Source organism: Sodaliphilus sp., from assembly GCF_045598405.1.
Taxonomy (GTDB): domain Bacteria; phylum Bacteroidota; class Bacteroidia; order Bacteroidales; family Muribaculaceae; genus Sodaliphilus; species Sodaliphilus limicaballi.
On the sequence record NZ_JAZLLZ010000025.1, the window covers coordinates 23,809 to 38,504 of the forward strand.

Consider the following 14,696-nt stretch of genomic DNA (forward strand, 5'->3'; position numbering starts at 1 on the left):
TACAAGCCGCAGATAGTCTATTTTTTTAATAGCCAGTCAAGGGCCGACATGATATGTATTGTCTTGCCGGCAACTTCTACGTTGCGAGTCTCAGTGAAGGCTATCAGAAAAAGATTATCGCAATTTAGCGCCTCCGAAGCGGTTACAAGGGCCGACGTTTCGCGCTTGAATGTTTTCTCTGAACTTATGTCATAAGCGACTTGGACAAGCTGTGTGGCCTTGTTTCTGTCACAAATCACAAAATCCACTTCCTTTTCCCTTGAACTGGGTTTATAGAAATAAATGTCTAGGAAGTCATTGGCACACCGCCGGAGCAGTTCTATATACACAATGTTCTCGAGTCGCCAGCCTATGGCCTTGGCAGCCATAGAGTTTTCACGGTTGTTATGCAACCCCGGGTCGATTATATATGCCTTGGGGCCACGCAAGCGATTCTTGCTCTTAAAGGAATGCTTCACAAGCAGCTGCACAAGGAACGCTTGTCATTCTTTTGCTCGGCAAGAACCTGGAGTATTATTTGTTCGTTAACCATAAAATGTTCATTTACTGGTTGCAAAGATAATCAAATTCCGATAAAATGCAGATTTTAAAGTCATAAATTCCGATAAAATGCAGATTTATCTCTTTTAAATTCCGATAAATCGCACAAACACTGGCAAAACTAGATAAAAAGAACCGTCCCTTTTATCTATACCCCCTGTCGCCGACGAGTTTGCCGAAAATATCCTTTGTGAACTGCTCCATGTGCAGCGGTTCCTTGTCGTCCACATTGCCAGGAGTGAACATAAAGTTGATTATCTCGCCCATTTCGTTGCACACCACATGCAGCTTGAACCCGAAGAACCAGCCCATGGAGCATTTGCCGCGCTGGGCAATCCCCTTGAAGACCCTGTGCTGCAATATCCTCTGGTTCCTGCACACACGCAGCGGTGTGCTGTCAATGATACTTATTCCCGTGCATTTGCCCATCAGGATCAGTTTGACAAATGCAATCAGCTTTAACACGGCAACCTTTTGTAGTTCAACAAAACGGTTGTAAGACATAGTCTTAGGGAAACGCTTGCGCATCTCGGCATCGGTGCATATGTGGTTGAGGTAATAATGCTTCAGGCACCTGTAGCCTGATTTGTGGAACAGGATCAGAATGGTCATGACCTCCGAGTCGCACATCCTGGGGGCACGGTAATACTTGCGCTTGCCGGGATTTGGAGCCTCAAGTGAAGTTTTTTGAAGGACTCATCAAATTTTTGGCAGAATTCATCGCACATTACGAAAATTTCAGTAATTTTGTCATCAGTGAACATAGCGGAATATTTTTGTTTTTGATTTTTTTTGCACTACTAAATCACAAAAAATTCCGCTATTTTCCAAATAATCAAACACTTAAATTCATCGAACTTACGTTAAATAAAGGAGACAATAAGCAAGCGAAATCCGAGGTGAATACTACACCGATGGTACTAATGCCTTTGTCACTCTCATTGGCTGTACGAGTCCTCCTACAACGAAACTCTTACCCTCGCATATTTAAGCTGATATATAGTAACAGGCAAAATAAATGGATTTTGGCATGATTATTGCTACAAATCTTGTGAAAGGTTTTTTTAAAAACTGATACTTTGTGAATAACTTTTGTTGTTTGCGAAAAAGATATTAGGGCTTTTTGATTATCTTTGCAAAAGGTGGGCGGTGTTCTCATTCGTGTAAATGATCTAATGACTTTATGAAATACACTAACTTGCTTGATTATATGCTTTTAGGTCTTCACTGGTAAAGGTCAACCAACACGAGCTAAAGAAGCATGTAAAAAATATCGTGGTATGACTAAGAATTTTGTCTTTACAACTGATCAATTCTTGGAAGAAGCAAAGAGACGCTCTGTACTCAAGTCATTTGAGAAATGGCAAGAGAAAGCTTCTTTAGATGGGTACTCACATGGAAACAAATCTGAGTATCGTAGGTTCCCTGGCAATTATATTAAAATTGTCCGAAACAACTTGCGTATTATTCTGTCAAACAAAACTTTTACTGTTGATGGGATTGAAATGCGTATTTATGTTGCCTTGCGTGTTTTTTAAGAGGAGAGGCCGATTATGATAGATTCAAGTTGGAAAATTGTCCAGAAAAAGAGCGTGATAATCTTACAGGTTTAGATTGTGTTGATTGGAGCGATTACTTTGCAAAGGCAAAAGAAAAACTTAATAAGCCTGAGCTTATTGTAAACAAACCAACATTAAGCGCAAATGAAATAAGTTTTATCTCAGGAAACTCTGTCAAACCCAATCACGAGTTGTTTAAAGATATTATCTATGAGACAAAGGAATGGATTCGTGATGTAAGTTCTGTGGATTTTGAGGATTTCTCTAATGCCGCATCAAAACTTGAGGAGTTTATTGTAGAAAATATTGAGGCAGAAGAGGGGTGGTATCATATTCCTTTCAAGAATTATGCAATATTGGTATATCACACTCAAGATGATAATTGGATTCTGTGTCGTTTAGTTGATAAAACGGAGAATGACGACTATGCCGCATTTACTGACGGGGTTGATATTCCGGAAGATTTTCAACGCGGTTATCCATTCGAATTTTTGGAGGACAAAGATGTCTGGCGAGTAATGGAGAAGGATTCAAAAAGCAACATGGTTCTTTCAAGCCAACAAATTGAAATAGTTCAAAATGGGTTTGAATTTCCGTTGTTTTTGACAGGACGAGCAGGTAGTGGTAAATCAACGATTCTGCAATACGTATTTGCAGAAGAAATTTTATCATATCATCGCAACAAAGATATTTTAGACGGTGAACTAAAGAAACCGGTTTACCTCTCTTATAGCTCGAATCTTATCGATGATGCAAAGAAATTGTGCAAGACCTTGTTTGAAAAAAATTCCGCCTATATCAAAGTCATTGAAGGTCTTAATTTAAACTACAAGTCTGATATACTTCCTTCTTTTAATGACAAATTTTATGTCTTTAAGGATTTGCTTTGTGATTGTATCGAAAGTAAATACCCTGGTACTGTCGCAGAAAAATTCACAAAAGACAAGTATGTGTCCTTCCCATTGTTCAACAAACTATGGAACAAACAATTCGGAAAAACTAAAGATGCTGCTAAAAAATATGGTCCAAGTATAAGCTGGCATGTTATACGCACATATATCAAAGGATGGGACACAGAAACATATTGTACTCCGCAAGATTATGCTTTGATTGGCGAGAAAAACCAATCTGTCACTCAGGACACTTTTGAAGACATTTACAATGTCGTGTGGGAAAAGTGGTACTCAAAACTTGATGGATATTGGGATGACCAAGACCTTGTAAGATACTGTCTAGAAAACGATTGTGTTGACGAACAGTTCTCTGCTGTATTCTGTGATGAGTCTCAGGACTTTACCCGAATTGAAATTGATTTCATTCTTGAATCTTCTTCATTTGCACACAGAAGAATTGACATAAATGATTTCAACAAACTCCCCTTTGTTTTTGCAGGAGATGAATTTCAGACACTTAACCCCACAGGCTTTAGTTGGGAACTATTAAGTAGTTACTTTACTGAAAGGCTTTGTGCATTAACTGGCGTTCCTAAAACCAAGGGCTTGATTCCAAGTCCAATTGAATTGTCAGAAAATTTTCGATCAACAAAGCAAGTTGTTCGTTTAGCTAATCGTATCCAGTTGTTGCGAGCGTCTAGATTTAAAGAGGAATCTACGCCTCAAAAACCTCATTTCTCTAATGAAGGTAACGCGGTTTATTGTATTTCTCCATCGGACAAACTTGTATTTGAGAAATTAAAAGAGAAGAAGGTTGTTCTTATCGTTCCCTCTGATGATGGAGAATCTGTTGAAGACTTTATCAGTAACTCTTCGCTGAAAGATATGATAACCTTTGATAATGGTGTCCCCAATGACATTACAATCCTTAACCCGACTCAAGCCAAGGGATTGGAATATCCTAACGTAGCGATATTTGGATTTGATACTAATGGAGTTAATTCAAACTTAAGTATTACCAACTTGTTGTCTTGGTTCGATAACCCGCAAACCGATTTGGTAAAAGACATTGCACTTAAATATCAGGTTAGTAATGCCTATGTTGCGGTAACCCGTGCAAGTTCGAACCTTTATATTCTTGATGATGTTACAAAAAAATCTTTCTGGGCTTTTGCATTTAACCAGGCAGATGATACATCGTTGGAACGTGATATAACAACTTTACGTGACAAAATGATAGGAAGTCTTTCTAATGCACAGCGTCAAAGTTGGAATGAAAATGATCTTGGATGGATTGAATATGTTGAGGGAATTGACATCGATGACGAGAACTTGAATTATATGCGTTCGGATGAGCATCTCAATGACATGGAAAGTAGGGCAAATGCTCTGCAAGATCCAAGGATGATGAGGCAAACGGCAGCACTTTACAAGAGTAAAGGTGACAAAACGGGTGAGGCAAGATGTAAAGCAAAAGCTTATGTCTTTGAAGACAACTATCTCCAAGCAGCCGAGATGTATAAGGTTGCAGGTGAATATGAAAATGCAATTGAGTATTTCTGGAAGGAGCTAAATAGCAACCCAAGTTTGGATGTTATTTCTCAGATAGCTCATCTTAAAGACTATTCACATAGTGTTAAGGTAAATGTTTGTGTTCGTTCGAACAAACCATCCCTTAATGACTGTAAGCTAGCTCTTGCGTCAATCTTGCAGGAGATTCGGCAGAATCAAGATGAACTGGCATGTCGTTATGCATGGCAGTATGTTGCAAACCTTTACTTGAACAAATTAGAGAAAGGCAAATCAGATGGGCTTAAGGCAATACCAATCATCGCCGAATATTGTCAGAAGCTAAATGCTTTGGATTTTGATCTTGATGTTTCAAGACTGGCTCGTTTTGCATATGACTTTGATGAATTTGCTATGGCAGCTGAAATTTGGGAAACCATTCCAAAGGACAAGAGACCCAGCGAATATTATTCAGCGATGCTTAAAATTACGAAATATCCAAATAAATTGGAATATTATGAGGGAACAAAAGACCCGAATTGGCGCAAAAATATCATTGACGAGTATAAGGCTAATAAAAAAATCGAGCTGCCTATTAGTCAACGTCTAATCGTTGGTAATGCTTTGCGTTATAGCAAAAACGAACCAGAACTGTTATTTGGCTTTTTGCCTACCTTGTTGCGCGTAGGAAATAGAGAAGATAATATCGCTTTGTTGCGCGACATGAGTTCTTGCAACATTATTTTTAACGAAGATGTTATCAAATCATTAATTGAACTTCGTTATTCTGATTTACAAGATTGGGAACGTCCTGCAGTGAAATATGTTGATGCGGAGGCAAAACTTCTCTTCGACGCCATCGATGATGTAAAGAAGATGAGGAGTGAAAATTCAATAGACCTGTTGATACGCTCTCTTAAGGCGATGAAAGTACGCGATTATTGCGACAGGAACTATAAGCGTTATTCTCGCAAATCAGTTGGTATAATCGTTTATACCGAACTTGGTAAGATTTTTGAAGAAAAAGGACGTTTCGTGGATGCATTGGCGTATTACGAATGGGCACAAAAGCAATCGGATGACAAGAGTTACCAACTTGCAATGCAAAAACGTTGGGTACAATGTAAGGAGCGTCAGGCTGACGATTTGATTGATAACAATGACAAGGCCGAAGAATATCGCAGCGAAGCATTGACAAAACGAGAGAAATTTGGCATTTCGCTTACAGAAAAGTTCCCCTTGAAGCCTGAACTTAGTATTGCGGACTGGGAGTCATTGTTCAAACACTACTTGTCAGTAAGCAAGGACGTAAGTGGCAAGATAGAAATTGCCGAGGAAAAAGAAGAACCGAAGATGGAAGAAAATAAGGTTACTGTTGAAGAAAAGGTCCAAAAAGTTCCTTCACAGCATTCAGATGTAGCATTGTCAACTTCCATACAAAAAATGCAAATAGGTAACTACTCATTTAGCTTCAATCCTCAAAAAGGTACTGTTACAATTGCTAACAGAGGAGACTTTGATGAAGAGTATCAAGTTCGCATAAAGAATGGCAAATTCCCTGAAGATGCAGACTTTGTACTCAAACAAGGACGCATGTATGTCGCAGACGAAGACATTATTACACCCTTTGAAATTTCCGTAATCGAAGGTGTTGTGTCAATCTCCTTGTTTGATGAAAACAACCTTTTTACTAATGTTACGATTTCATTCAACACAAACAAGTAAATTACTATTTGAATACCATTACCCTTAGGGTAATAAAATGGTAAACTCTCTTAACGACCATGCATCTTTTGTCGGTGCATGGTCGTTTATGTTCGCCCAGCACGAACGTATTCTAACGGGTGCAAGTCCCCAAGCCGCCCTAACAGTGGGAAGGCTACAGCCGAAGGCAAGGGTGTCCACTGCGAGGTGGAATCTGAAGGAAGCCGTAGGCAAACATCTGGCCCGACGTACAGAAACTTGATGCCAAGGCTTATGAGAGTGGATGAGTCTGCATAACAAGACAAAGTCCTATAACTGTTCGGAACTCTCGGAGTAAATCAAGCGGGTATAAGGTGGAAAGAATAGATAGAAGGGACGGATCTTTTTATCTAGTTTTGAGCGTCTAAAGCGACAAAATGCAAAAAAACTAGATAAAAAGAACCGTCCCTTTTATCTAGTTTTGGTGAAAATGTTGTTGTTTCCCTATTTGTTTACTGTGGGGGAGACACGCACGTTGTTGCCGTCGGGGTCGCATAGCACGTCGTGTGAGCCGTGGAGGTGGGCGGCGAGTTCGTCGGGGTCCACGTGGTAGATCTTGAGCGCGCCCGAGTTGGGGTAGCGGTTGAAGAACGGGTCGTTGCTCATGTAGAACTTGACGCTCTTGGCCAGAGAACTGGACATCACTCCGTTGTAGTAATCGGTGATGCGGTTGGTGATGCGTGGCAACACTTTGATGCCTGTCTTGCCGTCGGTCATCTGCACCACTGCCACCACGTGCCAGCTTTTGCGCTGGACGGGTGCCTTGGCCACGGGCTGGTTGTTTGAGATGGTGATGTGTCGCCCGAAGCGCTCGTTGATGGTGGCCATGAGTTGCCTGAATATCTTGCCGTGTGGCGATGTGTCGCGCAACTGGTTCACTGCAATGCAGTAGTGAATCATCTCGTGGATGAGGACATCGTCGAGCTGATCCTCACTCATGTCGTATGCCACGCTTATGCGAATGACGAAGTCGAAGAACTCCTCCTGCCCCTGCGCATTGATGCGTCCCTTGTACTCACACTTGCCCAGGAATGTCCTTGCACGCGACAGCACGATGGACACAGCCGGCAACTCCCCTTTGAAGATGAGCGCATTGAAGTGCTCGTAACGGTCAAGCAGATATGGTATAGCGGGAACCATCAGCGGGTGAGGGTTGCATAGTAGATGGCGTCCATTTCCTCATAGGAGAAATCGGCGCTGACAAACTCGCCTGTGCGCAGCTTGATGAAGTGTGACAGTCGCTCGAGCGCTTTCTCGTAGATAAGTTTGTGGTCAAATGCCAGGTCGGGCAACTTGTTGAGCGGGAACCACTGGGCGCTGGCGGCATCGTCGCCGGCTTGCACGTCGCTGGTGCGCACTAGTGTGAAGTAGGCTATCGAGATCACTCGCTCGCGCGGGTCGCGGTGGGGTGCTGTGAATGCTCCCAGCTGCTCGATGTGCTCGATGTGCAGGCCTGTTTCCTCGGCCAGCTCGCGTCGCGCGCCGTCGGGGGCGTCCTCGTCGATGTTGAGGAAACCTCCGGGAAAAGCCCATGCGCCCTTGAACGGTTCGCCGCCGCGCTCGATGAGCAGCACGTTCAGTTTCACTCCGTCATAGCCAAACACGACGCAGTCGGTGGTAATGGCAGGGTGGGGGTGCTTGTAGGTGTATTCGCTCATAAGAGTTAATTTAAAGGTTTATCTTGTTCTTGTTGTAATAAAACTCAAGCACATCGGTTGCTGCGACAAACGATGACTGGGCGTTGGCGAGCACCATCTGCTCTTTCATCTCGAGCATGCGTTCCACCTCGGGGTCGCTGTAGAAGCGTGCTTTGAGTTGCTCGTTGATGGTCTCAAACATCCAGTATTTTTCCTGCTCACGGCGTTTCTCCTCGAAGAAGCCTGTCTTGCGCACGTGGTCGAAGTAGCGGTCAATCATGTCCCACACCTTGTCGATGTTGAGCTCGTAGTAGCCCGAGTAGGTCACGACCTCGGGGAGGAACCCGCTGGGCGGCAGGGGGAACAGGTGCAGCGCATTGCGGAACTGTGCTGCGGCCAGGTTGGCGCGGTCCACGTTGTCGCCATCGCACTTGTTGATGACGATGCCGTCGGCCATCTCCATGATGCCGCGCTTGATGCCTTGCAGCTCGTCGCCGGTGCCAGCCAGCTGGATGAGCAGGAAGTAGTCGACCATCGAGTGGACGGCAGTCTCGCTCTGGCCCACACCCACGGTCTCGACAAAGATGTTGTCATATCCTGCCGCTTCGCACAGCACGATGGTCTCGCGTGTCTTGCGTGCCACGCCACCCAGGCTGCCAGCCGAGGGGCTGGGACGAATGAACACGTCGTTCTGCACCGAGAGTTTCTCCATGCGTGTCTTGTCGCCCAGGATGGAGCCCTTGCTGCGCTCGCTGCTGGGGTCGATGGCCAGCACAGCGAGTTTGCCGCCACGGTTGAGCACGTGCATGCCGAAGACGTCGATCGAGGTGCTCTTGCCTGCCCCGGGGACGCCGGTGATGCCTATGCGGCGGCTGTTGCCCGTGTAGGGAAGGCACTTGGTGATGACCTCCTGGGCTATCATCTGGTGCTCGGGCATGAGGCTCTCGACCAGAGTCACTGCCTGTCCCAACACGGCGGGGTTGCCCTTGCGTATGCCTTCAACATAGTCGTTGACGCTCAGCTGCGGGCGGCGCTTGCGTTTGAGATATGGGTTCACCATGGGAGGCTGCTCGATGCCGGCGTTCACCTGGAGGCCGGCATAGTCGTTCTCGGGATGATGGTCGCAGTTGGCAAATTCAGCGTGGTCGCAGTGGGCAACATCGGGGTTGTTAATATTCATTTCGTTGTCGTTCATATCGTTGTTTTCTTTAATAAGCTATCTAGGCTATCTAGGCTAACTAGATTGTTTCTTTTATTTCTTTGCTACCATGCCCACGAGCCTTATCGATGAGCGCGGGTTGCGGGGGTCGTCGGTGATGATGGTGAGCGTGGTGTTGAGCACGCCGCCCTCAACCATAGCAGGGTCAACGCTGATCGTCGCCACTGCCCGTTTGCCTTTCTTGATGCGTGTGGGGGCATTGCCGATGGTCACGGCCTTGTCGGGGCACCACAGCCTGCGCACGTTGAGCGTCGCCTTGCCTTTGTTGGCCAGCGTGATGGTTCCCTGCGCGATGCTGCCGGGCTGCATGCTTTCGAAGATGACCTTGTCGGTGTCGAGCACCAGTTCGGGCGCCTTGCTGCGTTGCTCGGGAGTGAGCTTGCTCATGTCCTCCATCACCTGTGCCATCACATACACCCTTGCAATGCCGGCTATTGCCGAGGACGAGTCGTGCACGGGTTCGCTCATCACGATGAGTGTGTCCTCGTTGAATCCCCACAGCGGTGCCTGACGCGTGTCGTAGTGCACCACGATGGCGCTGGCCTCGCCAGGGGGCACGGTGACAGGCGAAGCGGTGAGCTGCACGTGCGGCAGGTTGCCGTCGGTGGTCACCACCAGGGTGTCGAGTGAGGCGTTGTAGGCGTTGATGTAGGCATTGCGGGTCGCTCCGCGGTACATCTCGCCCAGCGGCACATTCTCCACTTCGAGTCGCAGGCCGCCAGACCTCACCGGGTACTGCTGGTCGATGGTGACAGGTGCCCCTATCACCTTACCTGTGATGGTGAGCTGGCTGCGTCGTGGCGAGCCGGTGGTATAGACAAACACGTCTTTACTGAACTGCCCCGGGCGGTTGGCAGGGTTATAGGTGAGAGTCACCGTGGCTGTGTCGCCAGGGTTGATGGTCGTCGTGGTGTACTCGGTGGCGGTGCATCCGCAGGTCGATTGCACACGGACGATTATCATCGCTGAGTCGCCAGTGTTGACCATGCGCATTGTGCACGACACCTTGCCGTCCTTCTCGTTGAAGGTGCCGAAGTCGTGTTCATGCTCCAGCCAGTGGACCTCGCCCTGGCACCACGCGCTCATGGCGCAGCACCAAGCCAGTATCACCGATGTCAGCCACCTGCTCATCCGTTCTAGCCCTTTTATTTCTTCTTGGCCGGAGTCGCGGTTCCCTCGATGATGAGGGTGGTGCGCGGTTCTTTGCCGTTGGTCTTCACTTTCACTGTCTTGCGGAAAGCCCCCGGGCGGCCCAGCGGACTGTAGGTCACCTTGATTTTCCCTTTCTTGCCCGGCTTGATGGGCTTGGTGGTGTACTCGGGGCGTGTGCATCCGCACGAAGCCGTTGCCTCAACGATGATGAGCGGTTTGTCGCCAGTGTTGGTAAACTCAAACACGTGCGACACCGGGCCGCCGTCTTCCTTGATCACGCCGAAGTCGTGGCTGCGATTCTTGAACGTGGCCTGGGCGCCTTCGTCGGCAGCAATTCCTGCCACGGCACACAGCACGCTCAACAATATCGAAAATAATGCTCGTTTCATAGTTTCGCTTTGGTTTATCCCACAAAGGTACGATTTTTTCACGAATGACGAAAAACGAATGGTGAAAAAACGAAAAACGAATGACGAAAGACGAAAAAACGGGCTCCCACAGAGGCATAGAGGACGCAGAGATTAATTATAATATCTTCGAGATTCATGAAATCCGCGCGGGGAATCTGCAAAAAAATCTATTGTAGTATAGTTACAACAGATTGCTCTGATTTAACGGAATAAGAAATTATTCTAATTATTTTAATTTCTTTCAGTTATTATTAAATCAGTGAGTTCAGTGAGATCCGCGCGGGGACTCTGCAAAATTCCATTGCCGAGTAGTTACCTGTTTTGCATTTTTCTATTAATTAATGCTAAATATAAGTGTTGTTTCAAAGATTTGCAGTAACTTTGTGAGTTATTACACAAATAGCGCCAAAAAATTATAACGTTATATAAATGAAAAAGTACAACATTATCAACAACACGCTGGGTTGGCTCATGTTTGCAGTGGCTATGGTCACCTACATGCTCACGCTTGAGCCCACAGCAAGTTTTTGGGATTGCCCCGAGTTTATTGCACAAGGATTTAAGAGCGAGATAGGCCACCCGCCTGGCAACCCTATCTTCATCCTTGCGGCACGTTTCTTTGCCAACTTTGCCGGCGGTGACATCACCAAGGTGTCTTACTGCGTCAACACGATGTCGGCATTCTTCAGTGCTGCTACCATCCTGCTGCTGTTCTGGACCACTACTCACCTGGTGAAGAAGCTGGTAGTTAAGGACGGTGAGACCGAGGGCATGTCTCTTGCCCAGTACCTTGTGGTCATGGGTAGCGGCGCGGCTGCTGCGCTGGCCTACACATGGAGCGACACATTCTGGTTCTCTGCCGTAGAGGCCGAGGTTTATGCTTTTTCATCATTCTGCACTGCGCTGGTGTTCTGGCTTGCCCTCAAGTGGGAAAACCGTGCCGACGAGCCCGATAGCGACCGCTGGCTCATTCTCATTGCTTATGTGATGGGTCTGTCGCTGGGTGTGCACCTGCTCAACCTGCTGTGTATTCCCGCTATCGCGCTGGTGTTCTATTACCGCAAGTGCAAGAACACCAATGTGTGGGGCTCGCTGATTACGCTGATGCTGTCGTTTGTCATCATCCTGGTGATTCTCTACGGACTCGAGCCCGGATTTGTGAAGATGGCACAGAAGTTTGACCTGATGTTTGTCAACGGCTTGGGAATGTCATTCAACTCGGGCGCGCTGTTCTATGCATTCTTGCTCGTCGCAGTGCTGGCGCTCAACCTCTTGTGCATTTACAAGAACATGAACAAGATGCTCACAGTTGCGACTTTCATCATGGGCGTTCTCCTCTCGGGTGGCGTGTTCTTCACCACATCGATGGGCGTGTGGTTCCTGATGGGCATAGTTTCTATCGTGGGAATCGTGCTCTTTGTTAAGTTTGCCAAGAACTACTTGAGAATCATGGCCAATATCTCGTTGAGCATACTGGTCATCTTCATCGGTTTCTCATGCTACGCACTCATTCTAATCCGCTCTAACGCTAACACTCCTCTCGACGAGAATTCTCCCAACAACACATTCGAGCTGGCCAAGTACTTGAGCCGCGAGCAGTATGGCGAGAGCCCGCTGTTCTACGGACGCACTTTCCAGAGCGAGATCGTGTATAACGGCGAGACCGGCCGTCCCTATAAGACCGAGGGCGCCACAATGTATGCCCAGGAGGTGAAAAACTCTCCCGACGAGCCCGACAGCTATCGTGACCTTGGTCCCAAGGAGAGCTATGTGTACGTTCCCGAGCAGAACATGCTCTTCCCCCGCATCCACAGCGAGGGCCATGCCCGCGAGTACCAGGAATGGCTGGGCTTGCAGGGGACTATGGTAGAGGGAACGACAATGGTCGATAAAGACTTCAATCCCATGAGGACCGAGTCACTGGTTAAACCCACATTTGCCGAGAACTTCAGGTGGTTCCTCGAGTACCAGGTCAACTACATGTACTGGCGCTACTTCATGTGGAACTTCTCTGGCCGCCAGAACGACATCCAGGGCATGGGTGAAGTGACCAATGGCAACTGGATCTCGGGTATCCCCATTATCGACAATCTGCGTCTGGGCGACCAGTCGCTCCTGCCCGACGACATGGGCAAGGGCAACAAGGGCCACAACGTGTTCTTCATGCTGCCGTTGCTGCTGGGCATCGTGGGCTTGCTGTGGCAGGCATTCCGCGACAAGCGAGGCATCGAGCAGTTCTGGGTAGTGTTCTGCCTGTTCTTCATGACCGGCCTGGCTATCGTGGTTTACCTCAACCAGACTCCCAGCCAGCCTCGTGAGCGTGACTATGCCTACGCCGGCTCGTTCTATGCGTTTGCCATCTGGATAGGCCTCGGCGTTGCTGGATTGTGGAGCATCCTCTCTGCATTGTTCGGCAAGAGCAAGGCAGGCAAGGCCGATGAAAAGAAGGGTCTTGCATTTGCCGCCGTTGCTGCCGTAGTGGGCCTTGCAGTGCCCTTGCAGATGGTGAGCCAAACCTGGGACGACCACGACCGCAGCGGACGCTACGCCGCTCGTGACTTCGGCATGAACTATCTCTCAAGCCTTGACGAGAACGCTATCATCTTCACCAATGGCGACAACGATACATTCCCCTTGTGGTATGCACAGGAGGTAGAGAACTACCGCACCGACGTGCGCGTGGTGAACTTGAGCTACCTCTCTACCGACTGGTATATTCGTCAGATGCAGCGTGCTGCCTACGACAGCAAGCCTCTGCCCATGCTGGCCGGCAAGACCACCTTTGCCTACGACCAGCACCAGTTCAACTACTTCATTGAGCCCGACACCGTCTTTGTGCCTGCGCTCAAGTCGCTTGAACACCTCTACAGCCCTGCATCTATCAATCAGCGTTACGGCCTGCCCGAGATCAAATATCCTCGTGTGGCCATCCCCATCGACGTGGATCAGGCTGTCAAGGCTGGGGTAGTGCCTGCCGGCAAGCGCGACATGGCACAAGAAGCCATCCTCATGAACCTCATGGACATGGGTCAAGGCATGTCGTCAAGCGCTGTGATGTCGCTCGACTTCATCGCTTCGAGCATCGCCCAGGGATGGAAGCGTCCGTGCTACTTCGCCATGACAGTACCCGAGTCGTTCTACCTCGGTTTGAGCCCCTACATGCTCAACACTGGTATGGCCTACCAGGTGACTCCGTTCTTGAACCTCGAGGATAAGAACATACACACAGCCACCGACAAGATGTACAACAATGTGACCACCAAGTTCCGCTGGGGCGGACTTGACACTGCCGAGCCTGGCTCGCTCTACCTCGACGAGACTGTGCGCCGCATGGTCACTACCACCCGCACAGCTATGCTCAGCCTGGTGGATGACCTCACCAACGAAGGTGTCATGGCTCTCGACGCTGCCGAGCATGGCGAGAAGTCATTCATGGGCAAGGCTCCCAAGGCCTACGCCAAGGACCGCTTCGACAAGGCAAGCACTGTGCTTGACCTCATGGACAAGAAACTGCCCTCTAAAACTTGCGCTTACTCAATGACCATGGGTCTTGAGATAGCCGAGGCTTACCAGTTCCTGGGACGTGTGGCCGAGCGACCCGAATTGCAAAAGAAGGGTACCGAGCTGCTCAAGGAGGAGACTCTGCGTTTTGCTCAATATGCACGTTACTATCAGTCACTCTCACCGTTCTATGCTAGTCGTCTCACTCGCTACGATGCCTACATCCGCGACAACCTCTTCCCCGTGCTTTGCGGCACTCTCAAAGCATTCGACGAGAAGACATTCAACAGCACAATGCAGGAAGTAACTGCAATGGGTGTAGTGATGGATGGATACACTCCGAGCATCAACTACATCTATGACGAACGCATGGGCAAAACCAAGCAGCCCGCCGAGCAAAACGACACTACCGCTGCCCAGTAACCCCTTTTTACCCCCCTCCCACAGAGACACAGAGGACACAGAGACAATTAAAGTATCAAACAAAGTTTATCAAAAAAATCCCCTCCGTGTCCTCTGTGTCTCTGTGGGAG

General features: G+C 48.0%; 9 protein-coding genes and 1 pseudogene. 3 read left to right on the plus strand and 7 right to left on the minus strand.

The window, feature by feature from the left end; translation table 11 throughout:
- Positions 1 to 17: 17 nt before the first annotated feature.
- Both ACKI3C_RS02530 and ACKI3C_RS02535 read right to left on the minus strand, forming a co-directional pair.
- The gene (locus ACKI3C_RS02530) at positions 18 to 470 is read right to left on the minus strand and encodes a DUF4143 domain-containing protein (protein ID WP_407401723.1); all 453 of its coding nucleotides are present in this window, start codon (positions 468 to 470) and stop codon (positions 18 to 20) included.
- Positions 471 to 690: 220 nt separating this feature from the next.
- Positions 691 to 1,304 (minus strand): annotated as a pseudogene (locus tag ACKI3C_RS02535) (IS982 family transposase); the annotation flags it as partial.
- A 516-nt stretch (positions 1,305 to 1,820) separates the two neighbouring features.
- On the opposite strand from ACKI3C_RS02535, the gene ACKI3C_RS02540 reads away from it, so the two are divergent.
- A complete protein-coding gene (locus ACKI3C_RS02540) occupies positions 1,821 to 2,078 on the plus strand; it encodes a hypothetical protein (RefSeq protein ID WP_407401725.1) in 258 nt (85 codons plus the stop codon).
- Between the two features lie 29 nt (positions 2,079 to 2,107).
- On the plus strand, positions 2,108 to 6,226 hold the full coding sequence (locus ACKI3C_RS02545; protein ID WP_407401727.1) for a hypothetical protein: 4,119 nt from the start codon (positions 2,108 to 2,110) through the stop codon (positions 6,224 to 6,226).
- A 462-nt stretch (positions 6,227 to 6,688) separates the two neighbouring features.
- Here the strand turns inward: ACKI3C_RS02545 and ACKI3C_RS02550 are convergent, their stop codons facing one another.
- From ACKI3C_RS02550 to ACKI3C_RS02570, 5 genes are all read right to left on the minus strand, one after another.
- Positions 6,689 to 7,384, minus strand: coding sequence for a SprT-like domain-containing protein (locus ACKI3C_RS02550; RefSeq protein ID WP_407401729.1), 696 nt, complete (start codon positions 7,382 to 7,384; stop codon positions 6,689 to 6,691).
- Complete coding sequence (locus ACKI3C_RS02555; protein WP_407401731.1) at positions 7,384 to 7,902, minus strand: NUDIX domain-containing protein; 519 nt, start codon at positions 7,900 to 7,902, stop codon at positions 7,384 to 7,386. The genes ACKI3C_RS02550 and ACKI3C_RS02555 overlap by 1 nt, the downstream gene beginning before the upstream one ends.
- A 10-nt stretch (positions 7,903 to 7,912) precedes the next feature.
- Complete coding sequence (gene meaB, locus ACKI3C_RS02560) at positions 7,913 to 9,061, minus strand: methylmalonyl Co-A mutase-associated GTPase MeaB (protein ID WP_407401741.1); 1,149 nt, start codon at positions 9,059 to 9,061, stop codon at positions 7,913 to 7,915.
- Positions 9,062 to 9,133: 72 nt separating this feature from the next.
- The gene (locus ACKI3C_RS02565) at positions 9,134 to 10,231 is read right to left on the minus strand and encodes a DUF1573 domain-containing protein (RefSeq protein ID WP_407401733.1); all 1,098 of its coding nucleotides are present in this window, start codon (positions 10,229 to 10,231) and stop codon (positions 9,134 to 9,136) included.
- Positions 10,232 to 10,245: 14 nt separating this feature from the next.
- Positions 10,246 to 10,641 carry a DUF1573 domain-containing protein gene (locus tag ACKI3C_RS02570; protein ID WP_321625809.1) on the minus strand — a complete coding sequence of 132 codons (396 nt, stop codon included), beginning with the start codon at positions 10,639 to 10,641 and terminating at the stop codon, positions 10,246 to 10,248.
- Between the two features lie 450 nt (positions 10,642 to 11,091).
- Here ACKI3C_RS02570 and ACKI3C_RS02575 point away from each other — a divergent pair, with 450 nt between their 5' ends.
- Positions 11,092 to 14,586 (plus strand): DUF2723 domain-containing protein, encoded by a 3,495-nt coding sequence (locus tag ACKI3C_RS02575; protein ID WP_407401735.1) that lies wholly within the window; start codon positions 11,092 to 11,094, stop codon positions 14,584 to 14,586.
- The last annotated feature ends 110 nt before the right edge of the window (positions 14,587 to 14,696 follow it).

Coding starts and splice junctions, on each gene's coding strand:
- ACKI3C_RS02575 (WP_407401735.1), top strand. CDS start 11,092: ATGAAAAAGTACAACATTATCAACAACACGCTGGGTTGGCTCATGTTT.
- ACKI3C_RS02555 (WP_407401731.1), bottom strand. CDS start 7,902: ATGAGCGAATACACCTACAAGCACCCCCACCCTGCCATTACCACCGAC.
- ACKI3C_RS02570 (WP_321625809.1), bottom strand. CDS start 10,641: ATGAAACGAGCATTATTTTCGATATTGTTGAGCGTGCTGTGTGCCGTG.
- ACKI3C_RS02540 (WP_407401725.1), top strand. CDS start 1,821: ATGACTAAGAATTTTGTCTTTACAACTGATCAATTCTTGGAAGAAGCA.
- ACKI3C_RS02550 (WP_407401729.1), bottom strand. CDS start 7,384: ATGGTTCCCGCTATACCATATCTGCTTGACCGTTACGAGCACTTCAAT.
- ACKI3C_RS02565 (WP_407401733.1), bottom strand. CDS start 10,231: ATGAGCAGGTGGCTGACATCGGTGATACTGGCTTGGTGCTGCGCCATG.
- meaB (WP_407401741.1), bottom strand. CDS start 9,061: ATGAATATTAACAACCCCGATGTTGCCCACTGCGACCACGCTGAATTT.